23 protein-coding genes are annotated in these 25,556 nt (G+C 43.6%); 18 read left to right on the top strand and 5 right to left on the bottom strand.

Translation table 11 applies throughout. The features are described from left to right. Nucleotides 1-67: 67 nt before the first annotated feature. The 3 genes from AC1DQW_RS08530 (at nt 68) to AC1DQW_RS08520 (ending at nt 3,161) form a co-directional block, all read left to right on the top strand. Complete coding sequence (locus tag AC1DQW_RS08530; RefSeq protein ID WP_477453693.1) at nt 68-1,087, top strand: amidohydrolase family protein; 1,020 nt, start codon at nt 68-70, stop codon at nt 1,085-1,087. Nucleotides 1,088-1,152: 65 nt separating this feature from the next. After that, on the top strand, nt 1,153-2,163 hold the full coding sequence (locus AC1DQW_RS08525; protein ID WP_477453692.1) for a zinc-binding dehydrogenase: 1,011 nt from the start codon (nt 1,153-1,155) through the stop codon (nt 2,161-2,163). Between the two features lie 275 nt (nt 2,164-2,438). Then, the gene (locus AC1DQW_RS08520) at nt 2,439-3,161 is read left to right on the top strand and encodes an SDR family oxidoreductase (protein ID WP_477453691.1); all 723 of its coding nucleotides are present in this window, start codon (nt 2,439-2,441) and stop codon (nt 3,159-3,161) included. Nucleotides 3,162-3,381: 220 nt separating this feature from the next. On the opposite strand, the gene AC1DQW_RS08515 is transcribed toward AC1DQW_RS08520, so the two are convergent. The 4 genes from AC1DQW_RS08515 to AC1DQW_RS08500 form a co-directional block, all read right to left on the bottom strand. After that, nucleotides 3,382-4,020 carry an SDR family oxidoreductase gene (locus AC1DQW_RS08515; protein ID WP_477453690.1) on the bottom strand — a complete coding sequence of 213 codons (639 nt, stop codon included), beginning with the start codon at nt 4,018-4,020 and terminating at the stop codon, nt 3,382-3,384. A gap of 87 nt (nt 4,021-4,107) precedes the next feature. After that, nucleotides 4,108-4,530, bottom strand: coding sequence for a putative quinol monooxygenase (locus AC1DQW_RS08510; protein WP_477453689.1), 423 nt, complete (start codon nt 4,528-4,530; stop codon nt 4,108-4,110). 6 nt (nt 4,531-4,536) lie between these two features. After that, nucleotides 4,537-5,256, bottom strand: coding sequence for a carboxymuconolactone decarboxylase family protein (locus AC1DQW_RS08505; RefSeq protein WP_477453688.1), 720 nt, complete (start codon nt 5,254-5,256; stop codon nt 4,537-4,539). A 138-nt stretch (nt 5,257-5,394) separates the two neighbouring features. Then, complete coding sequence (locus AC1DQW_RS08500) at nt 5,395-6,297, bottom strand: MBL fold metallo-hydrolase (RefSeq protein ID WP_477453687.1); 903 nt, start codon at nt 6,295-6,297, stop codon at nt 5,395-5,397. A gap of 271 nt (nt 6,298-6,568) precedes the next feature. Between AC1DQW_RS08500 and AC1DQW_RS08495 the strand changes: the two genes are divergently transcribed. Beyond that, nucleotides 6,569-7,330 carry a DUF4382 domain-containing protein gene (locus tag AC1DQW_RS08495; protein ID WP_477453686.1) on the top strand — a complete coding sequence of 254 codons (762 nt, stop codon included), beginning with the start codon at nt 6,569-6,571 and terminating at the stop codon, nt 7,328-7,330. A gap of 160 nt (nt 7,331-7,490) precedes the next feature. On the opposite strand, the gene AC1DQW_RS08490 is transcribed toward AC1DQW_RS08495, so the two are convergent. Then, nucleotides 7,491-8,081 (bottom strand): DUF4202 domain-containing protein, encoded by a 591-nt coding sequence (locus tag AC1DQW_RS08490; RefSeq protein WP_477453685.1) that lies wholly within the window; start codon nt 8,079-8,081, stop codon nt 7,491-7,493. A 241-nt stretch (nt 8,082-8,322) separates the two neighbouring features. Between AC1DQW_RS08490 and AC1DQW_RS08485 the strand changes: the two genes are divergently transcribed. The 14 genes from AC1DQW_RS08485 to AC1DQW_RS08420 all read left to right on the top strand — a co-directional run bounded on the left by AC1DQW_RS08485 (nt 8,323) and on the right by AC1DQW_RS08420 (nt 25,333). Next, nucleotides 8,323-8,781 carry a hypothetical protein gene (locus tag AC1DQW_RS08485; RefSeq protein WP_477453684.1) on the top strand — a complete coding sequence of 153 codons (459 nt, stop codon included), beginning with the start codon at nt 8,323-8,325 and terminating at the stop codon, nt 8,779-8,781. 446 nt (nt 8,782-9,227) lie between these two features. Further along, nucleotides 9,228-9,665 (top strand): type IV pilin protein, encoded by a 438-nt coding sequence (locus tag AC1DQW_RS08480; RefSeq protein WP_477453683.1) that lies wholly within the window; start codon nt 9,228-9,230, stop codon nt 9,663-9,665. 154 nt (nt 9,666-9,819) lie between these two features. Beyond that, nucleotides 9,820-10,194, top strand: a complete 375-nt coding sequence (locus tag AC1DQW_RS08475) for a hypothetical protein (RefSeq protein WP_477453682.1) — start codon at nt 9,820-9,822, stop codon at nt 10,192-10,194. Then, on the top strand, nt 10,191-11,624 hold the full coding sequence (locus tag AC1DQW_RS08470) for a GspE/PulE family protein (protein WP_477453681.1): 1,434 nt from the start codon (nt 10,191-10,193) through the stop codon (nt 11,622-11,624). Before AC1DQW_RS08475 ends, AC1DQW_RS08470 begins: the two co-directional genes overlap by 4 nt. An 8-nt stretch (nt 11,625-11,632) precedes the next feature. After that, the gene (locus tag AC1DQW_RS08465) at nt 11,633-13,567 is read left to right on the top strand and encodes a type II secretion system protein GspD (protein WP_477453680.1); all 1,935 of its coding nucleotides are present in this window, start codon (nt 11,633-11,635) and stop codon (nt 13,565-13,567) included. Nucleotides 13,568-13,571: 4 nt separating this feature from the next. Beyond that, the gene (locus AC1DQW_RS08460; RefSeq protein ID WP_477453679.1) at nt 13,572-14,786 is read left to right on the top strand and encodes a hypothetical protein; all 1,215 of its coding nucleotides are present in this window, start codon (nt 13,572-13,574) and stop codon (nt 14,784-14,786) included. A 1-nt stretch (nt 14,787) separates the two neighbouring features. Beyond that, nucleotides 14,788-15,324 (top strand): hypothetical protein, encoded by a 537-nt coding sequence (locus AC1DQW_RS08455; protein ID WP_477453678.1) that lies wholly within the window; start codon nt 14,788-14,790, stop codon nt 15,322-15,324. A 186-nt stretch (nt 15,325-15,510) separates the two neighbouring features. Continuing rightward, complete coding sequence (locus tag AC1DQW_RS08450; RefSeq protein WP_477453677.1) at nt 15,511-15,873, top strand: hypothetical protein; 363 nt, start codon at nt 15,511-15,513, stop codon at nt 15,871-15,873. A 52-nt stretch (nt 15,874-15,925) separates the two neighbouring features. Further along, nucleotides 15,926-19,564, top strand: a complete 3,639-nt coding sequence (locus AC1DQW_RS08445; protein WP_477453676.1) for a hypothetical protein — start codon at nt 15,926-15,928, stop codon at nt 19,562-19,564. Between the two features lie 8 nt (nt 19,565-19,572). Continuing rightward, nucleotides 19,573-23,190, top strand: a complete 3,618-nt coding sequence (locus AC1DQW_RS08440; RefSeq protein ID WP_477453675.1) for a DUF6443 domain-containing protein — start codon at nt 19,573-19,575, stop codon at nt 23,188-23,190. Beyond that, nucleotides 23,177-23,521, top strand: coding sequence for an immunity protein Imm33 domain-containing protein (locus tag AC1DQW_RS08435; RefSeq protein ID WP_477453674.1), 345 nt, complete (start codon nt 23,177-23,179; stop codon nt 23,519-23,521). The genes AC1DQW_RS08440 and AC1DQW_RS08435 overlap by 14 nt, the downstream gene beginning before the upstream one ends. A gap of 146 nt (nt 23,522-23,667) precedes the next feature. Then, a complete protein-coding gene (locus AC1DQW_RS08430) occupies nt 23,668-24,093 on the top strand; it encodes a hypothetical protein (protein WP_477453673.1) in 426 nt (141 codons plus the stop codon). Between the two features lie 296 nt (nt 24,094-24,389). Then, the gene (locus AC1DQW_RS08425) at nt 24,390-24,698 is read left to right on the top strand and encodes a NucA/NucB deoxyribonuclease domain-containing protein (protein ID WP_477453672.1); all 309 of its coding nucleotides are present in this window, start codon (nt 24,390-24,392) and stop codon (nt 24,696-24,698) included. A gap of 2 nt (nt 24,699-24,700) precedes the next feature. Then, a complete protein-coding gene (locus AC1DQW_RS08420) occupies nt 24,701-25,333 on the top strand; it encodes an SMI1/KNR4 family protein (protein WP_477453671.1) in 633 nt (210 codons plus the stop codon). Nucleotides 25,334-25,556: the final 223 nt, after the last annotated feature.

Genomic DNA, 25,556 nt, shown 5'->3' with positions numbered 1-25,556 from the left:
CAGGCTCCTTATTTTAAAACAGGATTCCATTACGATGAGTCTAGTTTAAATCATCACTAAAATAAACATGAAGCCATTAAATAAAATCATTACCATTGAGGAGCATTTTACCTTGAAAAGCATCTCGCAAAAAGTAGTAGCATTCAACATCAAAGAAAATGGTGGGATAGCGGCCAACGATGCATTGCAAAAGGAGTTAATGAAAATTGGGCCAACCAGTGATGATATGGAAGATGTTGGAGAACGACGGCTAAAATTTATGGATGAAAGCGGCATTGATATGCAAGTGCTCTCATATGGTGCCGGAAGCCCTCAAAATATAACAGATAAAACCTTAGCCATTGAACTTTGCCAGGAAGCCAATAATGAATTAGCTAACTTAATAAAACTGCACCCAACAAGATTTGCCGGCTTTGCCACTTTGCCCGTTGCTGATCCAACTGCGGCCGGAGAAGAGTTGAACCGGACTGTGAAAGAATTAGGTTTTAAAGGTGCAATGCTTTCAGGAACTTTCAATGGTCGCTTTTTTGATGAACCTGAATTTTTATCCCTTTTTTCCAAAGCCCAGGAATTAAACGTACCTGTATATATGCACCCTGGTTTCATCTCAAAAAATATCGCAGCGCATTATTATCAGAGTGATAACTGGCCTGCCGTTGCAGGGGCTATGTTTGCATCGGCAGGATATGGCTGGCATTTAGATTCAGGAATCGCAATTGTCCGGTTAATTGTGTCTGGTATTTTTAATAAACTGCCCGACCTAAAACTGATTTCAGGACATTGGGGCGAACTGGTTCCTTTTTTCCTGAATCGCTTAGACGATCAATTAGGCAAGACTTTGAAATTAGATCGTAAAATCTCCGATTATTATAAAAGCAATATCTATATCACACCAAGCGGGCTTTTTTCTAACACTCAACTTAAATATGTGATTGAGGAGTTGGGGGCAGACAGAATTATTTATTCAGGTGATTACCCTTATTTAATCGATAAAAACACCAGACAGTTTCTTGAAACGGCGCCTATTTCACAAGAGGCCAAAGAAAAAATCGGTTGTAAGAATGCTGAACAATTGTTGGGTTTATAGTCTGCTCTTTGTATGACGCATACCAAAAGAGTGTAGGTTTTACTTCTGCAAAAAAAACAACAAAAATGACAGAATTAATGAATGGAATCTGTAAAATACCTAATGGTGGTGCGGAGCTAACCAGAATTCCACGCCCGGAAAAAGCCCTGCCCGAACATCTGCTTATCCGTATGGAGTATGCTGCCATTAGCCATGGTGACAAAGCTTTTATTAACCGGCCACATCCGCCTGGATCTGCCAGCAGCCTACATGATGTATACGGTTCTTCAGGTGTAGGTGAAGTAATAGGGATTGGTGAAGGTGTTCCTAAAGAATATTTGGGCAAACATGTAGCAATTTTTCGCTCTTTACATAATACCGACGTGACGATTGGGAGCTGGTCGGATTATACACATATGCACCATTTATGTTGTGTTATTATTCCGGATAATGCCAAATCTGAGGAATTTGCCGGTTCGTTGTCCAATATTATCACGGCTTATGCTTTTCGTATGCAATCATTAGCTGAAGGCAATACAGGGATTATCAGTACAGCAGGAACATCCACTACAGGCATTATGATGTTGGGAATTGCCCTTGCCTTGCAATTTTCGCTGATATCCATAGTTAGAAATGAGGAAGGCAAACGATTACTAAAGGGCCTTGGTGCGACATATGTACTGGCTCAGGATGAACCGGACTTTAACGATCAGCTTAAAGAAATAGCTTTAAAGCTAAAGGCTACCGCGGTTTACGATGGCGTAGGCGGAGCCGCGGTCAATAAAATTATAGACCTGGTGCCCAATGACTCCATGATCTACTCTTATGGTCTGTTGGATGATGATACGCCGCTTCATATTTTTATGCGTCAAATACTTTTTAGAGGATTAACAATTAAGTCATTTAGCACTAACCGCTCACAGACCGTCAGAGATCCAAAGCAACTCTCGCAGGCCTTAAAGCTGATCCCTGATATTATTGACATGCCGCATTTCAAAACGAAAGTTGGCAAAAAATTTAAATTATATGAGATAGACGATGCGCTGGTTTATACTCCCACTGGTATTGGTAAGGCTATATTAACTTTCAATGATTAATTAGTAACGATGGTACGCGAATCGAAAAGAAACCATTGGCAATGCTTAGGGAGTTCAGTGTTAACCGGATTTGATGGCTCTTTGCGAAATATGTCGGCCGCTTTTCACACCAATCGGAATAATGGTATGTAAAACAGGAATCCGTATAACAGTCTTGAGCGAAAGTATTAAGAGCTTTGTTCCTCAATAGGAGTAATCATTTACTGTAACCGTAAAAGGCCGGTTTAAGTAAAATAAAAGCCTTTTAGAAACATCGAATACTAACGGAAAAACTAATGAAATTATCAAACAACAAAATTTTAATCACTGGCGGAGCCACTGGCATCGGTTTGGGATTGGCTGAAAAATTTATTCAGGAAAATAACCAGGTTATTATTTGCGGGAGAAGGAAAGAAGCGCTGCAAGAAGTGTCTGACAAATTTCCGCCAGTAATAACAAAGGTTTGCGACCTATCGGAGGAGTCCGGACGTACAGAGCTTTATCAATGGATCGCTGAACACCATAGTGATTTGAACGTATTGGTAAACAATGCAGGCATTCAAAACTGGATGGATATTTCTGATGAGCGCTTTTATGATAAAGCAAAAAATGAAATTGAAACAAATGTTTTAGCGCCATTACACTTGATATCACTATTCACCGGACTCAAGTCACTGGACACCATCATTAATGTAACTTCTGCGTTGGCATTTTCGCCGCTTACGAAGGTGCCCGTTTATTGTGCCACAAAATCTTTTTTTCACTCGTTCACCCTATCGCTAAGACACCTGCTAAAATCAAAAAATATAGAGGTCATCGAATTGATCCCGCCCGCCCTCAACACTGACCTGGGCGGTAAAGGGCTGCACAGCGAGCACCCTTCTGTAAGTGATTTTATTAATGCAGTGTTTCAACAACTGGAAGAAGGCAAAGATCAATTGACTTTTGGATACAGCGAAATGCTATCGAAAGCAACACCTGTTGAACTACAAGGCATGTTTAAAAGGATGAACCCATAAGAAGACCCTAATTAAAACACTTAAAAACAGGTATCCGAATAAAAACAGAGGCTGATCAATTTATTTTGATACAGCCTCTGTTAATTCTAAATTTTTTTGTTGCCCCTGGACTTTCCGAGTTATTTCGCAGTCTCTGTTCAGGATTACAAACAGACAGCGCTAAGTTGGATTTTAACCTATTACCTTAAAGTTACCTGTCGTTTGTGTCGCATTTATTTCTTTAATTCATAAAACCAGGCTTATCAGCGTCGGTTCCGGCTTTTTCGATACCGAGACTTTCATTAACATGAAGCTTAGGATTTTCTATAAGTTTTACCACCAGGTCAGCAATACTTTTTCGGGATATTTCGGTTCCGGTAACCGGTTGGCCTTTTTGAGTGATTGTATACTCAACTTCATCTTTGTTCGTATACCAGGTCGGACGAAGAATCGTATATACCAGGCCAGATGCCTCAATAAGGCTTGCAGCTTTTTGATAGCGTTCCAGTATAGGCCCGATCATCTGCTTGTTCCACTGGCCAAAAGCACCGGGAACTTCATCGTAAATGCCAATAGCTGCAATAAACACAATACGCTTCACACCTGAGGTCTGCATGGCTTTTACCGTCTGTTCGGCGATCACATCTTCTTGACCGTTTATATTAACATAGACCAGATCCTGTCCCTGCATAGCATTTTTAAGTTTTTCGGCGTCCAGTATATCGCCTTCAATCAGCTTAATGTGTTCGCCCTCCAAATGTTGCAGGTGTGAGGCATTACGCAGATACAAAGTAAGATGGATGGAGTGGTTTTGTGATAACCTGTCGATCACATGCCCGGCGACTTGTCCGCCGGCTCCAAGTATTAATACGTTTGTCATATTCAATTTCTATAGTTAATATTTTTGCCTTAATTGCATCCTTCGGATGAAATCCCTCTGCATACAAGTTAAAATTCCTGTTACGTTCTATAACCCGGGCTGCTTCGCACTCCCGACGAGGTTAACGTCTACCAGTTCCAGTTTCTTTACCATATGCGCTACGGTAGTCTTGTACTTTTTAAAATGAGGCGTTGCAATATGTTTTAGATAGGCGGCGCTGTCGGCGTAGATCTCCAGGATAGTTATCCGCGAAGGGTCTTTTTTATCGGCGACCGCGTAATAGGTCAATACGCCAGGTTCCAGCCGGACAGCGGTTTGCATCTGTTCTTTCAGTGCTGCATTATATTCCTTGAGTTGTGTCAAATCAACTTCAATTTTGGCTATACGGATCATGCGCATATCTGTTTGTGCTTTGGCATGTAAAATAGAAACGAATAACATTCCGCAACAGCCAAGTATCCTCAATGATGCCCGCACTGTCGCTCTGTAAAAATGATTGCTGATTTTCATAGATCTTTATTTAATGACCTTGAGCTTAGTCAGTACTGCACGTGCAGCATCTGCCTGCTGTTTCCCGATGCTACTTTCCAGTAAGGCAAAAGCTTGTTCCAGTTGTCCTTCCGTAAGCCCGACATTTATCCCCATGCCAAGGTGGGCTTGTAACTGTGCTTCCAGTCCGGGCAGGCTCGCCAGTACGGTGATCGTTGCCAGTTCACGCTCCTGATAAGTCAGTACGCCACGCCCGAAGATGTCGGCAAACAAGTGCTCTTTCAAAAAAGCATCAATGCCTGGCGCAAAAGCATTAGCACCGGTGAGCGGGCCGTTCTGCGCCTTACCCGTTAAAGTTTCCAGCGTTTTCCTTCCCGTCTCGTATTTGCTTTCATTATTGCCTGTTACAGTGGTTGGGGCCTGTCCTTCGGCATCCTGTATACCCTTTGAGTTCCGTTCCTCCAGTACCGACATAAAAGTGGTGATACCGTTGAGGCTACGAGGAAAACCGCAGTAGGCATACAACTGCACCAGTTCTTCCCTGATCTGGTTGATAGTCAATCCGGCATCAAGACCTGCATTCAGGGCATTTTTCAATTGCGGCAGGTTACCCGTTGTGGTAAAGGCAGCAATCAATACAATATGTTTTTCGTTTGGATTTAACTCGTGACTTTGCTGTGCATTCATAGTAAGACTTGTAATTGTTATCAGAAGTATTAAAAATATGCGGGTGATTGCTTGATTCATGGTTAATCAGCGTTTGTTAATTTAACATTAGGCTTAGCGAGGAAGAAGCATTACCGACCGCTGTAACCACGGTCAGAATAATAGCCAGGGTTTTACGCTCTTCATTTTTAACTTGTTCTTTTAAGTTATTGTTTTTCACTATTTTCTGGCAGACCTCAGTATGAAAGGCTGCCCGGGTGCAAGTACCTGGATGCGTCCGGGGTTAACAACCAATTTCGCCAGTCTTGCCGGATCGCCGTTAAAAGGTTTGAAATCAGGTGCGTCAACAAAGCCCCAGTGTCCCAGGATCACTTGGGCATGAGGATAAGCATTCAATAATTTTGTTGAGCCTTCGAGCCCAAAATGCCAGTCGCTGTCCTCGGAGTAATCCAGCAGGATCAAATCGGGTGCAGGCAGGTGCAATTGTGCCGGCATAAGGCGCGAATCGCCCGGTGCCCAGATCGTACCATCAGGAGTATAGAAGTAAAAACCACAGGCATCTTCCGGTTCAAAATGCCGCTTGCTGGTACCCGGATAGGCGTTCTGCCATGCATGGTCAGCGGGTGTAAGTTTTACGCTTACAACCCCGAACTTAAAAGTTTCACCAATACGATGCCCACTGGAAACCAACCCGTCGTTTTTCATAAGAGAATCGACATATACCGTGGAATGGTATGCAGTAGTTACAGCTTTGAGATCGCGAAAGGTCTCCACGCTGTAATGATCGTTGTCGCTATGAGTTGCCATAATGACATCCACATGCGGTACGTCTTTCGGCAGGACGGGGAACTTCATCAGCAGCGGCATATCATAGCCTTCCAACAGCGGATCGATCATGAAGATGGTGCCACGGCTGTTAACCATGAATCCGGCCATGCCCAGCCAGCGAACGGTTGTCCCGGTTGACCGCTTAAAGGCTGCTAAACCAAAAGGCTGGGTTTCCGGCGCTTTGGCCTGGTATTTTTTTGCTTTCTTTTGGGTGGTGTCAACCGCCTGAGCGCGAAGATTTGCCTCCGCTATAAGCAATATCAGACTCACCAATAATAATTTTCCAAGTTTCATCCGGTTTTAATTTGGTAGTGCAAAGTTCGTGTGAAAATATTTGGCTGTGCTTATACAGACTCCTGATATACTTACCATTATTCCTGATTATGATATGCAGTGTAATACTTATCATATTTTTGAAATGCCCTAATTTCAGGATAAGTGGAAGCAACTCAATTCATCGTAGCCTGCAAAATCCCTATTCATCGATACAAAACGCCTGTTTATCGATACATTTAACGTTAGGGCACAAGTTTTGACTTGTAGCTTATAACTAAATTATACAACGATGAAAAAAATACTTTTATTTGCCGCAATCCTAAGCCTTTCATTTTTTGCCTGTAAAAAAAACAGTAATTCCAGTTCTACCGCACATATAACGGTGAAGTTAACTGACGCCCCAGGCGCCTTTGATGCCGTGATCCTGAACATCAAAAGCGTAGTAGTTATCACCAACAATGGCGAGCATACATTAAATGTGAATGGCGGTCCGATCGATATTCTGCGATTCCGTTTGGGCAAGGATACCGTACTGGCTGATCAGGATATTCCTGCGGGCACTATACAGCAGATTCGGCTGGTACTTAATGATTCCGGCAATCGCGTGATCATCGGCGGTATCTCCTATGATTTGACCACGCCAAGCGGTCAAACATCCGGCGTTAAACTTAATGTGCATGATAATTTAACAGCGGGTATAGCATATACCATGCTTTTGGATTTCGACGTAGCCCGATCTATCGTACTTACCGGTAACGGTAAGTATATGCTTAAACCAGTGATCAGAGCGATCCCACAGGCCGTATCCGGCGCTTTAACCGGCATAGTATCGCCCGCTGCAGCCTCTCCCAAAGTGTATGCCATTACAGGCACCGATACTGTGGGCACTGTGAGCGATGCGACCGGCAAATTCTATTTCCCAGGCTTGGCTGCAGGTACTTATAATATACAGTTTGTGCCGGTAAGTCCTTATGCGGTCAAAACAGTGGCTGGTATTACAGTTGCTAATGGCGCTGTAAAAGACATGGGCACCGTAACCATTACCCAATAAAACTATGACTGTTTAAATAAAAGCAGCTGCCCCGAAGGAGGCGGTTGCACAGCATCAGTTTAAAAGGCTGAATAATCTAATTTGCCTGGCAAATGGTTATTCAGCCTTTCGTTTTTATTACTTATTTTGAAACAGCCAGGTTTATTTCGGCTGTGGTTAGCTACAAACTGCTTAACGCTTTATTAATCAGGTCAAGTCCGTTTGCCGAATAGGGTAATTTCAGTGCAAGCTGATGCCCGTTCGCATCCATTTTCAATAATGATTTCCGAAGAATATTGATAATTTTCTCTGGTTCATGCTCGTACTTTTTGCGAAATTCTTCATATTGTAATTGCAGAAATACCAGGCAAAGCGCATTCTCCATGGTTTGAACATCAGGGTCAACCTTTATTCGTTGTTTCAGGATGATTTGCTTAACACGATCTATTGCCTCATCGCCATAACCGGCTTCTTTCATTAAACGCCCGGTAATAGCAGCATGGTGCAGGGCAAGGTTTTTACGCCATTTAAGATAGGGATCGCGCCCGTCCGGGTAATCCTCACGCGGGATTTCCCATCGCCCGATATGCTGACTTCTGGAGGCTAATAATAGTTCTTCATTAGCAGCGGGATCCAGTTTTAAAACCCACTCATATAATTTAACTGCAAAAAAATATTCCTGTGGTTCACTTATACCTTCCCATATAAAACTACGGGGATCTTGCTTATTATAAGCATCAAAAAGCTCGAATGCCTTATTTAATTTACTCATTGGTTGAAAATAAGCTTTTTATTTATAAACATATCATAGTTTTTTCAATTGCCTTAAGTTTTACTTTGAAGGAAAGCAAGTAAAATCACATCAACAAACTACGCAAAAAGTAGAGGAGTATGATGATAAAACCCTGACGTCTACTATTCCGGTTGTTGGTCTACTATTTTTCTACTTCATTTCCTGTTTGCTTAATATTGTTATCAGAAAATAATCAAGGATTTCATTTAAAATTTATATTATGCAACACACAACATTCAATCATGCGTTTATTAAGATGTTTACGCTGATTACACTATGCTTCACTGCATTTGGTTTCACAACAAAGTTCGGATTGGACAGTTACGAGATCTATCTTAATAACAAGCTCATCCTAAAACAGGCGGTGAACCAGCCGTTGAGCTTAAGAGTGCTGCAACTGGATAAGGCAAACGACAATGACCAACTACGCATCACTTACAAACATTGCACTATAAAGGGGGCCGGTACCAACAGGAGCATAGCCATCAAAGATGAGAAAGGGAATATATTGAAGAAATTTGAATTTGCCAATGCCACCGGTTCGGATTTAAATATGGTAATATCGGTAAAAGATCTGCTGCAGTTGGAAAAGAACAATGTTAATCATGAGCTCAGCCTTCATTATACTGCACGGGAACTCCCTAAAGGCGAAATGCTGGCGTCTCTTCGTTTTAAATGATGAGATACTTTCCGGGAGAAATGGCTATGGACACTAAGTAGCATAATATATGGCTCAGTTAGTGCCTATTTGGTGAACGCCTGGTGATCCGGGCAGATAAACCATGATAATGACATTGAAAAACAGCCGTTTGTGCCACGTTCGTGTTGACTCCGGCTTCACGAAAAAGCCCTTAGATTAGTTTCTGAGGGCTTTTATATATAAAATCTACAGGCATAATTATTCGAGGTTACAACATTATGGTTTCGGTATCATTTATTAGTTCTTCCAGTGTTACATTCCAGTAAAAAGCAAAATGTTTATATATGATTTCTGTCGTATTGCTAATAACCGTCCAATTTATTGTTTTCTTAAAAACAATAAATTAGTAAATAAGAAGATTTTATTAACTTAGGCTCAAAATTATAATAGTAGATTTGATCCTAAGCCATTACATATTTCAATACATGTTTTTTCTAAAAAAGTATCTTAAACCAAAACCTAAATGGTCATTACAGGCTTTTTCATTAATGGAGGTTCTTGTGGTGCTCATCATCATCGGTATCCTGGTGTTGCTGGTTTTACCAAACCTGCTCCCTGTAATTACAAGGGCCAAGACCACCGAGGCCAAACTACAGCTTGAGCATGTGCAGATGCTGGAAAAGACCTATTTTTACGAACACTCCAAATATACCAACGACCTGAACGAACTGGGCTTTATCCAGGAGAAACTAACCACCGAAGGTAAAGACGCCCGGGCTAATTACCGGATAGAAATTTCCAGTGCCTCCAATTCGGGTTTTACTGCCAGGGCTACCGCTGTAGTTGATTTTAACCAGAACGGTACCTTTAACGTATGGGAAATGAACCAGGACAAGATCTTAAAAGAAGTTACCCCGGATTAAGGTGCTGCTGACTATACAGATTTTTCTTTTGCTGCTTTTATCCTTCATTTTAATTCAGGATATATTGTGCAGGGCGGTACATTGGATAGCATTTCCTTTGTTGGCTATAGGGTTATTGTATCTACACGTACCCGAACATCATAATTTTGCCATTGTGTTTCAGCAGACTGTAAATAATATATGTTTTCTTGTATTGGTGCTGGCTGTTTTAACGCTTTATTTTTATTTTAAAAAGGGTAGGTTTATCAATATAACCGATGGTTTGATAGGGTGGGGAGATGTTTTGTTCCAACTTGTTATTGCTGTTTACCTGTCGGTACTTAACTATATATTTTTTTATATCGCGAGTATGCCTGTTGTTTTATTAATGTGGATATTATGGCAATCTGTAACAAAAAATAAAAATAAATATATTCCGCTTGCCGGGTTTCAATCCTTATTATTTATTGTATTTTTAGCAGGCGACTGGTGGTATTTTCATATAAATATTACCGATGATTACTGGCTGCTTCGTTACCTAATACCATGAACACAGACCTACAGATTGTTTTATTAACCGAACATATTCATATCCTCACCAAGGATATGGCCTGGCATTATCGTGTGCTTCCAAAAGGCAGTGCACATGGTCATGTTTGGTTATACTGTGATGATGATGTAGATACAGACGCTCTTGCCGCCGAACTGGAAGTATTACTGGGTATCGCTATTTCGCTTGAGCCCATTGCTGCTGCCGATATTTCCCGGTTACTATCCAAGTATTATATAAAGGACAACACGATAAAGGGATCTGCCCAGGTGAGCGTACATCACGATGAGGATAATTTCCTGATGAACCTGATTGGGGAGGCCAAGAACCTGAAAAGCAGTGATATTCATATTGAGCGATATGAAAACAAGTGCCGCGTCAGGATCCGTATAGATGGGAATATGGTGGAACGCTACCTGCTGAAGGAGGATGACTACCCCGCGCTCATTAATAAGGTAAAGATCATGGGCAACCTGGATATAGCCGAAAAACGGCTCCCGCAGGATGGCAGGATCAATTTTAGTCACCAGGGGCACCAGTTTGATATCCGGGCCTCTGTTTTGCCCACTCTGTATGGCGAAAAGGTTGTGTTGAGGTTATTAAATAATGATGCTACGGATATAGATCTGAACAGCCTGGGATTTTCTCCTTTCGACCTGGATAATTACCTGCAGGGAGCAAAAAGGCCTAACGGTATCCTGCTAATCAGCGGGCCCACGGGCTCCGGTAAAACCACAACCCTTTACGCCACCCTGAAGCTGCTGAATAAGGAAACCCGTAACATCCTTACAATTGAGGATCCTGTTGAATATACATTGGAGGGGGTTAACCAGGTGCAGCTAAAAGAATCTATTGGGCTCACTTTTGCCGCGGCATTACGCACATTTCTGCGGCAGGATCCGGATGTGATCATGGTAGGAGAGATCCGTGATACCGAAACAGCCAATATGGCCATCAGGGCGGCGCTTACCGGTCACCTGGTATTATCAACCATACATACCAATTCTGCCTGGGGAACCGTTTCCAGGCTTATTGACATGGGGATTCCATCCTACATGGTGGCCAATACCTTAAACACAACTGTTGCACAGCGCCTCATCCGTTTATTATGTCCGCATTGCAAACTCCGGAAGGATTTTGATGCTTCCCTGTATCCCCGCCAGTTTAAGCCTTATCATGAGGTGCTCCTGCACTATACCCCCAAGGGCTGCGAAAAGTGTTACTATACCGGCTATAAGGGCAGAAAAGCGGTTTATGAAGTTATTCCGGTAGACCTTGACCTGGCAAGGGAAATAAAAAACGGTAACATGAATGTTCAGGGCCTTTTAGAAGAAAGAGGTATCCGTACCCTGGCAGAGAACGCCTTTAGCCTGTTTAGCGATGGATTAACTTCCATTGATGAGATATATCCCCTTTTATTTAACTATTGATTTACTGCATGGTGAAAAAATTTACATGTCTGCTTTGTTGCTTTTTTATTTTAACCGGATCATTAAAACTATATGCCCAACAGCAGGATAGGATAGCGATCATCAAACAACGACTGGATGACCTGGCCGGCAATGTTCCGGGCCTTAATCAAAAAGTTCAGCTGCTGGTTACCGGCGTTCCCATACACGAATACCTTAACGCCATAGCCCGGTCAAATAACCTGAGCATCAGCTCGGACCCTGGTATGAATTTTAGTATCTCGGATACTTTTACGGGCGTTACAGCCTCCAATATATTGGTGCTGCTGGCCCAAAAGTACAACCTGGATATTACCGTGATTGGGTCCATTATAAATATTACACCATATAAAGACCCCAACCAGTTTTTAAAGCCTCCTCCCAAGGAGATAGGGGTGAAGTATAATGCAGCTAATAACACGCTGTCGTTGTCATTAGCTAATGATAGTCTGCCGGCAGTAGCCAGGAAAATAACCCAGGTATCGGGTAAAAACATTGTAGTACCAGGTTCATTGCAAAACAAAATGGTTACCGCTTACATTGCGGACGCTCCGTTTGACGCCGCCCTGGGTAAACTTGCTTACGCCAACGAGATAAAAATGGTGCACACTGCTGACGACTTTTACCTTTTTCAACCTTTGGATGAAAATGAGGAAGTATATGTAAATGGGGATAAAAATACTGCGGTACGCAAAACGTTTCGCAATGCCGGTCAGCAGGGAACTGGTGCGGCTACCGGTTTATTTGTCAGGGTAGTTAACGGGCAGAAACTGATCTCTGCAGATGCGGTCAATTCGCCCATCATTGACCTGGTTAAACAGGCATCGCAGGAAACGGGTAAAAATTATTCTATTTATTCGGATATTAAAGGCACCATCACACTTCACGTAAATGATGTGAGCTATGATGCTCTTTTAAGCCTGTTATTTAAAAGTACCGAGTATACCTTTCATGCCGATAACGGCATCTATGTTATAGGTGATCGTAAATTGGAAGGCTTACGTACTTTTAGAGCAATTCACCTGCAAAACCGTGCCATTGATACCATTTTAACCATGATCCCCAGCGACTGGAAAAGAGGTATCGAGATCAAAGAGTTTCGTGAGCAAAATACCCTGTTGCTTTCGGGTTCAGGTGCGCAAATTGATGAAGTGGAAGGATTTATCAAACAACTGGATGTATTGGTACCTGTAGTAATGATAGAGGTGACTATGATAGATGTGCACAAAAGCAGGACTGTTTCTACAGGGATCTCCGCCGGAGTTTCCGATAGCGTAAAAACAGGAGGAACGGTATTGCCCGGCCTGGATTATACCTTTGGCGCCCGGGGAGTGAACGATTTCCTGAATAGTGTAGGTAAAATGACCTCGCTCAACCTCGGTCATGTGGTACCCAATTTTTATGTCAGGTTACAGGCTTTGGAAGCCAATAACAATATAGATGTACGCTCCGTTCCAAAACTAACCGCGCTGAACGGTCATTCGGCCACATTAAGTATTGGTAGCAAGCGCTATTATAAAAATACCACGCAAAACGTGATCCCCTCTATTCAAAGCGCACAATCCATATTTACCAATGTTTACCAGGAGGTTAATGCCGATCTGTCAATCGCCATCAAACCTGTGGTCTCCGGTGATGACCAGGTTACCTTGGGAATCAGGGTAAATATATCCGATTTTACATCCATCCCAACTGATGGTTCACCTCCGCCACAGGCGATCAGTAAATTTGAGACCAGTTTGCGGGTGCATAACGAGGATACAATAGTATTAGGCGGCCTGGAGCGGACAGAAAGCGACGACAGCGGTTCGGGGATCCCCTTGCTGTCAAGAATACCTATTTTAAAATGGATCTTCAGCAGCCGCTCCAAAACCAACTCCAAAGTGGTTACTGTGTTGTTTATCAAGTCCACTATTATACGGTAAGCAAATGGATCTGTTAGCGCAATATTATAGCATCAGTCAGGCGGCCGGCGTCGCAGTAAATATCCAGAAGGACGGTTCCTGTGAGATTAGCTGTTGCCAGGTGATTACAGATCATAAGCAGCTCACCATCGAAAAAAAGGTTGAGCTGGATGCTATAGATGTGCTTCCACGGCACCTTGATATCAAAATTCCACTCGCGTTAAATTTATCGGGGAAGGGAATCCTATTTAAACAGCTTACCGCGATACCTGAAGATAACCAGCACGATATCTCCAGGATCTTGCCAGATTTGAATAGCAATGATTTTTACCTGCAGCAGTTTATTTCCGGCGACCAGGTGTTTGTGGCAATGATCAGGCGAACAGTTGCAGATCATTGGATCAATATATTGCAGCATCAGGGGTTTACAGTACTAATGCTAAGCCTTGGGCCTTTCCCTGTAGCGTATATTTTAAATCAGCTCAATATTTATGAAAACGAGGTGGTATTTAACGGCAATAAGATTAGTCGCGATGAAGCCATGAACTGGACAGGTTTATCCCTCGATCCGTCATTCACCGCTCCGTTTACCTTAAAGCTTGATTCGGAAGTTATCGATCAAAAACTGGTACTGCCTTACGCCACTGCTTTTCAATTGGTTTTGGCTGCCAAACTCGAGCTGATCAGGGCAAATGTGGAGGCGCTGGAGGCGCGGTTTCAGCAAACAATCGATACCAAAAAGTTCAAAGTAAAGGGTGCCCTGGTGCTTGGTGTTTTCTTTGTTCTATTACTCGTTAACTTTGTAGTTTTTTCCTGGCTAAATTCCGAAAACATACAGCTTAATGAAAAGGTAAGTCTTTCGGCGAACAGCAGCAGCGATATGCAGGCTTTAACAGATAAAATTAAGGAAAAGGAAACATTGCTTAATGATTTGGGATGGGATGGCGGTATTAACAAGGCCACGCTGGTAGACCAACTTGCGGCCTTGCTTCCCGGCGAGATCACTATGAAGGAGATAGCCATTAACCCGGTAGACGACCTGGGCAACCGCAACCGTCAGGAATTAAAGTTTATAGATCACAGGATCAGGATGGCTGGAAGCTCGGCGCGAATAATTGAGGTAAATGAATGGATAGCCCGGATAAAAACAAAAAAATGGGTTAAAAATGTTCAGTTAGAAAACTATAACTATAATAATGAGTTGAGTACCGGGAAATTTAACATTATAGTAGATTATTGATATGCTTAAAAACCTGCCGATAAAAAAGAATTATATATTGATAGCCGGTATTGTGCTGTTTTTAATGATCAGCTACCAGCTTTCGTTCAGGAAAACGGTTGAAGCCTGGCTATTGCACACACAATTAACCGGGCAGGCTGCGAAAGCCAATAACCTTGATTACCAGCCCGGGTACCTGGAGCGAAAAAGCACAAACCTGAATAACATCCTTAATCTTTATAAAGCCGATACCAGCTTACTACGCAGCAATATTATAAGCACCATAACACTTGTAGCCGAAAAGCAAAACGTTAAACTGATAGAAGTACCCACCCAGGATGCTTTTTACCATACCGATAAGTTTATCATCCAAAAATTAAACTTTGAGGGCGATTTTTTTGATTTGAATAAGTTTTTAAATCAGTTACATTCTTTAGACCAAATAGGGATCGTCCGCTCTGTTGATTTTAAACTGATAACCCCAGGCTCGGGCGCCGAAAATGAAAAGAAACTCACCATGCAGATCTACCTGGAGTTGTCGACAGGTAAGGGGGGATAGGGTGATTTTAATTATTACTTTTAAACTCTTAAAAATTAATTAATAGCATAACTGAATTAATTATCGATTTATATTAATATATTATTATTAAAAATTAAAATTAATTAATGAATATTAAAATATTTTTTCATAAGTATTATTAAAATTGTATTTTGTCGGTGCTTAAATATAACCTTATCGCAATTTATGAAACGAATAATATTTATCACTGCTGTATCCATTTCCTGCCTTACAGCCTTACTTTCCGCCGCTCTCCCCGACCTTTCGGGCAAATGGACCGGCAACCTATTAACTGCCGACAACACGGCCTATCCATTGACCTATAATTTTGTCCTACTTGGCGATTCCGTTACCGGTATAGCCAAAAGCACGCTGGGAGAGTTCCCTATTGAAGAAGGGAAACTGGACACCGCCGGGCTGCATTTTAAGGTGACTGTGAATGGGGTGGATATCCCGCACAGCGGGATTGTTTATCCCGATTCCATTGGCATGGACATTAGTTTAAACGGGGCTATGGTGCATTGCACGCTCAGCCGCGGGGGCAATTAATCTGCCATACTACTCCAATAAATTCTCTTTAGCACATTCAAGATCAAGAATTATGAAAAAAATTTTTACGCTGTTTTTTTTTCTTATCGTAAGCCAGGTTTATGCCCAGAAAACATCATCATCTCTTCCACCTGAAAGTATAGCGCTCACCAAGGCCATTCCGGCCTCTCCTGATGCGGCTGCACTGGGCAAATACGGGAGCATTCCGGTAAGCCCTTATACCGGGGTGCCTAATGTTTCCATTCCATTATATACGATAAAATCCGGGGGAATCAGCCTGCCTATATCTTTAAGCTACCATGCTGGGGGGAATAAGGTGGAGGAATCTGCATCGTCGGCAGGTTTGGGCTGGAGCCTGAACGCAGCCGGCGTGATCACCCGCACCGTCAGGGGGCTGGCCGACGAGGAGTCGCTGGGTTTTTTAGATCCCGCTCATTCCATCACTTATATTATGGCAAACCTGTCCAACAACACTTCGGATGCTAAATTAAATACCTACCTGAACAGGATAGCCGATGGCAGCATGGATGGGGAAGCGGACATGTATAACTTCAATTTTGGAGGTTACTCGGGTAGGTTTGTGATGGACACCTATGGCAACGTTACGGTGATACCGCAGCAAAAAATAAAGTTCACTTTTACCATTGATTCCAACGGGCCCTATATCCGGTCGTTTACAGCGGTAACGCCCGATGGTATAAAATACATTTTCGGCTCAGACGGCGATGGCAACGAGGCGGTGGAAAAAACCTATTCGGGCAATTCCTGTAACCCAACATCCAACAAAAAATATTACGCTACCTCCTGGTTCATCAAAAGGATCATCGACCCAACAGGCCACCAGGTAAATTTCACCTACGCAGCCGAAAATTATTTAATAAGGCAGGCCCCAAGCCAAAGTATGTATATGTTATATAGCGTTTCTAACTATAACGCTCCAATAATTTCCATGCCTTTTACCACTTGTACACCAAGCAGCAGTATGTATGGCGTAAAGCTAAGTGGTATTACGTTCGAAAACGGATCATTAAGCATTGCCGCTGCTACCGGCCGTCTGGATATTCCTAACAGCAAAATGATCGATGCCATTTCCATCAACAGCGATGGCTTTTCCAAAACCTACAATTTATATCATACAAATGTAGCAGGTACCCGTTTGAGGCTTGATTCACTGGTAGGACAACTGGGTACGCTGGGTGGCTCACCAAAGGAAAAGTATAGTTTTCAATATAACGCCGACATTGACCTGTCATCATCTACTATATTTTACCAGCAGGATTGGTGGGGATACTATAATGGCAACACCGCCAATTTTTTTAACGGCCAGGGATTGCTGATACCAGCAGCCACGATGACGCCATATGGCGCCGCTGCGCCGGTAATTTTGCCCGGGGCCGACAGGAGCAGTAATGAGGAGGCTATGTTAAAGGGGATGCTAACCCGGATAAATTACCCTACAGGTGGATATACTATTTTTACTTATGAAGCGAATCACCAAATTAACCGGGACCTGAACGGAACGTCCGCCAGTTACCCTGTCGTTCATAATGAGCTGGCTAAATCCAATGATCCCAACGGCGGCTATTATAACTGGGATAATATCAATGATAACCCCGAGGATATTATCACCGTTGTATCACCCGGCGGCAACCTGGTACCCGTAGGTATCTATGCATCGGGCTTATACTCAGGGGATGTCAACACGGATGATATAACTGCCAATTTGTTGCTTATGGACTCGCAGAATAATACAATACCCGGCAGTGGGGTACCTGTGAGAAATGGCGATATCACGGTTTACCTGTCACCTGGTAATTACAGGCTTATATTAACCGACGGGAAGCACCATGCTTACCCGACAGGAACGGTAAAATACATCATAGATATCAACTGGCATACCAACAACCCGGCTTTGTATAAAAATTATATAGCCGGGGGTATTAGGGTTAAACAAATTGCTGATTATACGGGAACAGGTACCGCCCCGGTCAACCTCAAAACCTACCAGTATATGTTGCCCATGCAAAACGTATCCAGCGGTTATATCGATTTTTTACCGGATTATGAATATAACTTAGCGGTAAATGGAGGAAACGCCCAGGAAGGCATTTATTCCGATACTTTTTTTACAAGGACATCGGTATCCAATTATCCTTTAGCAACCACGCAGGGCTCGGTTGTGGGCTATTCGCACGTAACTGAATTTAACGGGGTAAACGGGAGCGGTGGTAAAACCGAGTATTATTATACCAATTCGCAAACAAACGGGGATATGGATTTTGGATCCGATTTCCCTGTAGCGCCGCCTATGAGCCATGACTGGGAGCGGGGGCTTTTATTGCGGCAGGTAACCTATAAACAAGCGCCCGACAGCAGCTATATCAAAATACAGGATAAAACCTGTCAATATGGTATCAGCTCGCAGGTTTTTACCAACGAGATCAAGACAGCCTTTAATCCCAAACCATCATCCTATGAACCGGATTTTCCTTATTACTCCAACCAACTTATTGATGGTGCACTGGTAGCCCGGCCGTATACCGATTATACTAATTTTTACTACCTGGCGGGTGAGACAGTGAAAAACTATGGCTCGGCGGATACCCTGAAATGCGACACAACGGTAAACAATTACCAGTATGATACAGCAAGCTTCCAGCTTAACCAGGTACAAACAATAAACAGTAAAAATGAAAAAATAACCCAAACAGTTTTGTACCCTAACAACTATACCATTACGGGGAGCCCGACCGGCTCGTTAAGAGGGATCAAAAATCTGCAAATGGCCGGCATTTATAGTTATCCCATCGAGGAGATCACCCAAAAATCAAATGCCAACGGCAGCAATGCACGCATTATTAAGGCTGTGCTTACTACATATAAACCTACCCAACCGCTGCGGGATTCCGTCTATCAGGTGCAGAGCATTTCGCCGCTCAATAGTTTTGTAAACAGCTTTGCAGGCAGTAATAATATCAGCAAAAACAGCCATTACCAGCCACTGGTGTCTTTTGATAGTTATGATGGATTTGGCAATATCATTCAGGAAAAACAGGTTGCAGGCCCATTGCAAAGCTATATATGGGGCTACCTGGAAGCAAATAATACCGGGTACAATACCTATCCTATAGCCGAAGTGCTTAATGCTGATGCGGGCAGCATCGCTTACACCAATTTTGAAAGCTATGGCAGCGGCGGCTATGGCAACTGGGTTTACGGCAATACGGCGGCTACTACAGATGCAACCGCGCCGATGGGCGTAAAATGCTATACGGTAAGCAGCAGTAATACGCTGTTAAAACCGGGGTTAAACACCGGGGTTACCTACGTGGTTTCGTTCTGGTCAAAATCTGGTGCTGCCGTTACGGTAAGCGGCGGCACGGTAAGCAACACAGCTACGGGCAATACCATATCCGGTTGGTTGTACCACGAATACCGGGTAACCGGTACTACGTCGGTCACCATCGGCGGCAGCGGTTTGGTTGACGAGGTAAGGCTTTATCCCGTTAACGCGCAGATGAGCACCTATACCTATGTAGCCCTGGCCGGCATGAGCAGCAAGTGCGACATTAAAAACCAGATCAGCTATTTCATTTATGATAATGTAGGCCGGCTTAGGCAGGTGCTTGATCAAAGCCGGAATATACTGAAAGACTACCAGTACAACTATATACCTACCACCGGCAATTAATCTGAACCATGAAACAACCTCCCCTTAAAATATATACCAGGATGCTGCCGGCCATAGCCGCATGGCTGTTTGCCCTGAGCGCCTTTGCCCAAACAGCCACGCAGAACTACGTGCGCACGAGAGCGCCCCGAAAGGTCATAACCACTAATACAAAACTTGACGCCCTAACGGGAAACAAAGACTCCGTAATGACCACCATCCAGTACTTGGACGGCCTTGGACGCCCCCTGCAAACGGTACAGCAAAAAGCATCGCCCTCGGGCTACGACATTATTCAGCCATTTGCCTACGATGCATACGGACGGGAAGTCATAAAGTATTTACCCTATAGTACCACGAACACCAGTTACGGCACTTACCGGGACGACGCGTTGACCACCGGCAAAGGGGTAAGATATTATTATAATCCAACAGGAGGCGCAGCAGAAGGGCAGCAGAATAGCGGTGTGGTGAAAACGCCCTATCCCTTCGCTCAGACCGGCTTCGAGGCTTCGCCCCTGAACCGAGTGATCGAGCAGGGAGCGCCGGGAGCGTCCTGGCAGAATTTGGGTACGCCGGATGCCAATAGCAGCAAAAACACACTGCGCAGCGTGTTTTCCACCAATGACCAGACCGCCTTCAGCACAAGCAACATCACTTCCACCAACGCCGGCAGCCGCAAAGTTGCTCTGTATACCGCCCCGATCAACGCCAACGGCAGCCGCTCCCTGCTCCGGACGGGCAACACGGCTACCTATCCCTCAAACCAGTTGTCTGTCACTATCATTAGGGATGAAAACTGGAAACCGGGCGACGGCTGTTTTGGCACCACCGAGGAATACAAGGACAAGGAGGGCCATGTAGTGCTCAAGCGCACCTACAACCTCAAGCAAACGGTCGGGGTGATGATAATCACGGTAGCCGAAATGATGTCGACCTATTACGTGTACGATGACCTGGGCAACCTGGCCTTTGTTCTGCCTCCAGGAGTAAGCCCGGACAACAATGCCGCCATCTCGCAGGCCAACATCGATCTCAAGTGCTACCAGTACCGCTATGATGCGCGTAATCGACTTAGCCAGAAGAAGGTGCCGAGCAAGGGCTGGGAATTTGTTATCTATAACAGCCTCGACCAGGCGATTGCCACCCAGGATTCTGTACAACGAATGAAAGCCCCGCAGGAATGGACCGTCACCAAGTATGATGCCATGGGAAGGGTTGCACTCACTGGGGTGTACCAGCACACGGGCAGTACGGCGGGCGTAAATAATCTGGCAGCCGTGCAGGTCCTTGCGAACGCGGTAACCGCTTACTGGGAAACGCCCGTAGCCACCGGTACCGGCTATTCGGCCAATGCCTGGCCTGCAACTCTTACCACTGTTTTAAGCGTTAATTATTACGATGCGTACACCAGCATTCCCGGATTGCCTACCCAGTATGACCAGCACACCAATGCGGCCTACAGTCAGCAAACCGCGGGGCTATTAACCGCCACCAAAATTCTGGTTCTGAACACCGCGGGCGACTACCTGTGGACGGTAAACTACTATGATAAAGAAGGTGAAGTGATCCGCACCTTCAGCCAACACTACCTGGGCGGGGCAAACCTGCTGAGCCAGTGGAATTATGACGATATAGTCACGATATACAACTTCACAAAACAGCCCACTTCGATTGTACGGACGCATTATGCAGCCAATGCGGGCAAAACGGACAAAGTGCTCTACCTGACTTCTACCGACAGCTACACCTATGACCACATGGGCCGCAAGCGCGTAAGCTATAGCCAGCTAAAGGACGGCGCCAATGCAGCGCAGGCCAAGATCATTGTGGCTCAAGGCTTCTATAACGAGACCGGGCAGCTGTTTAAAAAGGCGCTGCATTCCATCAACAGCGGAGCAAGTTTTTTGCAGAACGTGAACTACCGCTACAACCCGAGAGGCTGGCTCACCAATATCAATAACCCAACGCTTGCGGCAGACGGCGGGCTGACCAGCAGCAGCACCAACGACCAGTTTGGCATGGAGCTGAAGTATGACAATACCATTTCTTCACGGGCTCAGTACAACGGCAATATAGCCACCGTAACTACCAAAACAGCGCCGGTATCTGGAACCACCTACAGCAGCCTCACCTATGATTACCGCTATGATAAGCTGAACCGGCTTAACGATGCCGTTTCATCCACAGGCGCAGCATCCAAAGACGGTCTGCACAGCGAGTATGCCACCTATGACAATATGGGCAATATCACCGCCCTGGGCAGGTATGATAATGTGGGCGGCCGTACCCAGGTAGACACGCTGACCTATACCTACAGTGGCCACCGGCAAACGCGGGTAGACGATGCGGCTGCCTATCCCGGCACCTGGGGTTTCGTCGATGCGGTAAAGGTGGCCAATGAATATACCTATGATGGCAACGGCAACCAGTTGAAAGACCTGAACAAGGGTATCACCGGGATCAGCTACAACTTGCTGAACCTGCCGCAAACGGTAACCAAAGCGGGTGTGTCCCTGGCCTATATTTATGATGCCTCGGGCAGGAAGCTACGGAAGATCGCTGTAGATATTGCCACGGGCAATAGCATCACCACCGAGTACGTTAACGGCATAGAATACGACAACGGAACAAGCGCCATCACCTTTATCCAGACCGAGGAAGGCCGGGCAAGGAAAAACGGAACGTTATATAAATACGAATACGACCTAAAAGATCACCTGGGCGACACCCGTTTAACCCTGACCTGGGACCCCAACGACCCAGCCCAGCGTACGCCCTTAAACTTGCAGCATACGGAGTACTATGCTTTTGGGTATACTATACAAAGTTTGCAAAACGCCGTACCAAGTCCTAAAAACTTGTACCTTTATAATCATAAGGAGCTGCAGGAAGAGACGGGGCTGTATGATTATGGCGCAAGGTTTTATGATCCGGTGGTGGGGAGGTGGACGAGTGTGGATCCTTTAGTTGAGGCTGGGCAGGAAAGTACTTCGCCATATGGCTATGTGTTTGATAATCCGGTAAAGTTAACTGATCCTGATGGTCGAGTGCCGTGCTGTGGTAACTTTCCTGCAGGCGAGGATCCCGATGATAGTCAGTCCGCTCAAAAAGGAATATTGCGACCTCCAACAAGCGGCTACAAAATGACTCATCCCAATATGGCCGCGGTAAAGGGTATCGCGTTCCAAATTATGGATGCTGTTGGTCTGAATGATATTGACGACAAGATTGCCGATATGAGTTCAGGCAACTCTTCAGGTTCAGATAAAGTTGAGTTAGGTGTCCATGTTGCTAATGCAATATTGAATTTGAGTTTTGAGGGTGGTGAAGGGAAGCCGGGAGAGGTTGGACAAGTCGCCAAAGTGACTGAACCATACAAAAGACCCAATAACGCAACAACAGCTGAACAAAGGGCCTCAGTACAGAATAAGCCCTGCGTAACTTGTAGCGCAACTGGAGGAAAAAGAATTGCAAATCATAAAACGGAACTTGTAAAGGAATATTATGAAACTGGAACCATAGATAAAAAGAAGATGAGAGATGTAAAATCGGTAAACTCACAGTGTCCAACATGCTCGGCTAAACAAGGCGCAGAGATGGCCAAATATTCTAAAGCACAAAAAAAACAACGTGGATTACAATAAAGAGCAAAAAATAGTATGTGAGCAGTATGGCTCACCTTTCTATGAATCCCCTTCATTTCTTAAAGTAGGAATTTCCGTAAATGTAAAAAAAGGAATTTGGCCAATAAATGGGCTTAGGCATCCTTTRGAAGGCGATACRACAGGATGGTATATTTGGGCCGGTGAGGAATTTTCAACAGACCCGGATTTCTTTGTTCCATTACATGTTGAACACCTTAAGGAATGGTGCCCTGTAGTTTTGAAATATTTAGGATTGGCTCCGGGCTGGAGGTTTTTAATTGCGCCTAGCTACGAAGATGTTTGGGAAGACCCACATTTGCTTAAAGTTTGATTATCTCCTTTTTTGCGAGTTTGTAGGTAGGGAGTGACAGTCTAAGCTAACAACAGAGCTTGGCCCACAGAATGTCCAAACTTATATAAATAAAAAAGGTAAATACCCTCCAGGTAACCAAAATCACCCAGGAACAACTAATTAATATGATATTAACAATAGGTAGTTGGTTCAACGAACCCGGAATTGAATTTGAGATTTCTCATAAAGTACATAAATTTATTAGGCAGAGTATTATAGATGATATCATGAAGCCATTTGGATTAGAAGATAAAGACCCCAATATCTATATCGGGTTAGTGATAGCTACAAATTCTGGAATCACAGAAGTGGAAGTCAGGGGCCCCGAATATGATAAGAGGAATAAATTTATAAACTATGGACTATGGCTGCCTTACAAAAGGATTAATGATGCAACGAATTATTTGAGTGAATACTTAGAATGTATATTTGATGCTTTAATAATCTTGTTTAAGAATTACAATGTCTCAGAGGAGATCGTAAAAACAGTGCAGAAAAAGGTAGAAAAAGAGGTCTTAAATAATGAAGAATATACATATTCTGAGGAATAAAACCGCTCTAGTTATTGCAAGGTTCCTCCTGGCCTGTGGTCCGCATGCTAAGTATTGGATATGCAAATCCTTCGCTGGTGCACGCGTGTCGCGTGTACCCCGCTGATAGGTAAACGCCATGCTAAGTATTGAATATGCAAATCCCGGATGTTAGTTTTCATCCGGGATTTTAATTTTTAACAATGAATATATAGCCATAAGGTACCAATATACGAAGCTGCATGGTGTATACTTAGCAAACGGGCCACAAGCCGGGGACGCTTGCGGCAGCGAGAGGTTCACCAGTTGAAATTAAAGTGTCCAAAAAGAAATATCCAGAATCAGCTCAGCATTTAGAAGATGCGATTAATAATGGCGTTAATAATGAAGGTACAGTTGATAGACAAGGTGCAAAAGATCGAAGAAAGCAAAAGTTAAAAGATACTCCAACTCAACAGAACAAAGACAGAGATGAAGTTCCACCAGCCGTAATTGATAATGGGAATGGAGGATCAAGCGTTAAGCACATTCCTCCATCAGATAACAGAGGAGCTGGCGCGTCAATTGGAAATCAATTAAAAAAATTACCAAATGGAACAAGAGTTAAAATAATTCCTTCAAACTAAAAATGAATAAATATACATTTCTAACTGATAATATAGATAATGAATTTCTCACTACAACACCTAGTGAGGATGATATATTAGGATTAAACGAAACTGTTCAAGATGATGGATATATTACTTTTATAAAAAATGTAGCTAACGGAGGATTCTTTTTTAATCGCTCTTTACAAATATATTCAGTAGGTACAGCAGAAAGCTTTAATGATATTTTCTCTTTAAATAAACAAATCCAACTTATTTATCGAACCATTTTGGTTGATGAATTTTTCTTTGCTCAAGATGTCTTTGGAAATCAATTTGGGTTTTCATCTAAGGGAATTGTTTTTTTTAATATTGAAACAGGTGAAAAGGAGTATATAGGAAAATCCTTTGACGATTGGACTGAACGATTAAAAAGTGATTTTGACTATTACACGGGTGAAAGTATCTTATTGGGATGGATTCAGCAATGGTCTGACCTTAATTATAATGAGAGACTGTGCCCAACGATTCCATTTGTAGTTGGTGGTGAATATGAAATTGAAAATTTATTTAAAAGCACATACCCAAATTATCTTCTAAACAATTTTAACATTGCAAATCAAGTTTATAATCTGCCCGAAGGAACTCCTATTAAGCTACGCAAAGTTGATTAGATAAAGCCCCGCAGCTACCGGAAGGATCTCGCTGCCGCAGGCTCCGGTCTTGTGGCCCGCTATACAGATATTGAACATGCAAATCCTGGATGTTACTTTCATCCGGGATTTGCATTTTTATAACTTTTAATAATCCTTCGCTGGTGCACGCGTGTCGCGTGTACCCCGCTGATAGGTAAACGCCATGCTAAGTATTGAATATGCAAATCCCGGATGTTAGTTT

It is taken from the genome of Mucilaginibacter sp. P5_A4 (assembly GCF_056400605.1).
This window is presented reverse-complemented; position numbering and strand designations above follow the sequence as displayed.

Excerpts from the sequence above, each read along its gene's own strand:
- AC1DQW_RS08530 (WP_477453693.1), top strand. The coding sequence starts at position 68 with ATGAAGCCATTAAATAAAATCATTACCATTGAGGAGCATTTTACCTTG.
- AC1DQW_RS08525 (WP_477453692.1), top strand. The coding sequence starts at position 1,153 with ATGACAGAATTAATGAATGGAATCTGTAAAATACCTAATGGTGGTGCG.
- AC1DQW_RS08520 (WP_477453691.1), top strand. The coding sequence starts at position 2,439 with ATGAAATTATCAAACAACAAAATTTTAATCACTGGCGGAGCCACTGGC.
- AC1DQW_RS08515 (WP_477453690.1), bottom strand. The coding sequence starts at position 4,020 with ATGACAAACGTATTAATACTTGGAGCCGGCGGACAAGTCGCCGGGCAT.
- AC1DQW_RS08510 (WP_477453689.1), bottom strand. The coding sequence starts at position 4,530 with ATGAAAATCAGCAATCATTTTTACAGAGCGACAGTGCGGGCATCATTG.
- AC1DQW_RS08505 (WP_477453688.1), bottom strand. The coding sequence starts at position 5,256 with ATGAATCAAGCAATCACCCGCATATTTTTAATACTTCTGATAACAATT.
- AC1DQW_RS08500 (WP_477453687.1), bottom strand. The coding sequence starts at position 6,297 with ATGAAACTTGGAAAATTATTATTGGTGAGTCTGATATTGCTTATAGCG.
- AC1DQW_RS08495 (WP_477453686.1), top strand. The coding sequence starts at position 6,569 with ATGAAAAAAATACTTTTATTTGCCGCAATCCTAAGCCTTTCATTTTTT.
- AC1DQW_RS08490 (WP_477453685.1), bottom strand. The coding sequence starts at position 8,081 with ATGAGTAAATTAAATAAGGCATTCGAGCTTTTTGATGCTTATAATAAG.
- AC1DQW_RS08485 (WP_477453684.1), top strand. The coding sequence starts at position 8,323 with ATGCAACACACAACATTCAATCATGCGTTTATTAAGATGTTTACGCTG.
- AC1DQW_RS08480 (WP_477453683.1), top strand. The coding sequence starts at position 9,228 with ATGTTTTTTCTAAAAAAGTATCTTAAACCAAAACCTAAATGGTCATTA.
- AC1DQW_RS08470 (WP_477453681.1), top strand. The coding sequence starts at position 10,191 with ATGAACACAGACCTACAGATTGTTTTATTAACCGAACATATTCATATC.
- AC1DQW_RS08465 (WP_477453680.1), top strand. The coding sequence starts at position 11,633 with ATGGTGAAAAAATTTACATGTCTGCTTTGTTGCTTTTTTATTTTAACC.
- AC1DQW_RS08460 (WP_477453679.1), top strand. The coding sequence starts at position 13,572 with ATGGATCTGTTAGCGCAATATTATAGCATCAGTCAGGCGGCCGGCGTC.
- AC1DQW_RS08455 (WP_477453678.1), top strand. The coding sequence starts at position 14,788 with ATGCTTAAAAACCTGCCGATAAAAAAGAATTATATATTGATAGCCGGT.
- AC1DQW_RS08450 (WP_477453677.1), top strand. The coding sequence starts at position 15,511 with ATGAAACGAATAATATTTATCACTGCTGTATCCATTTCCTGCCTTACA.
- AC1DQW_RS08445 (WP_477453676.1), top strand. The coding sequence starts at position 15,926 with ATGAAAAAAATTTTTACGCTGTTTTTTTTTCTTATCGTAAGCCAGGTT.
- AC1DQW_RS08440 (WP_477453675.1), top strand. The coding sequence starts at position 19,573 with ATGAAACAACCTCCCCTTAAAATATATACCAGGATGCTGCCGGCCATA.
- AC1DQW_RS08430 (WP_477453673.1), top strand. The coding sequence starts at position 23,668 with ATGATATTAACAATAGGTAGTTGGTTCAACGAACCCGGAATTGAATTT.
- AC1DQW_RS08420 (WP_477453671.1), top strand. The coding sequence starts at position 24,701 with ATGAATAAATATACATTTCTAACTGATAATATAGATAATGAATTTCTC.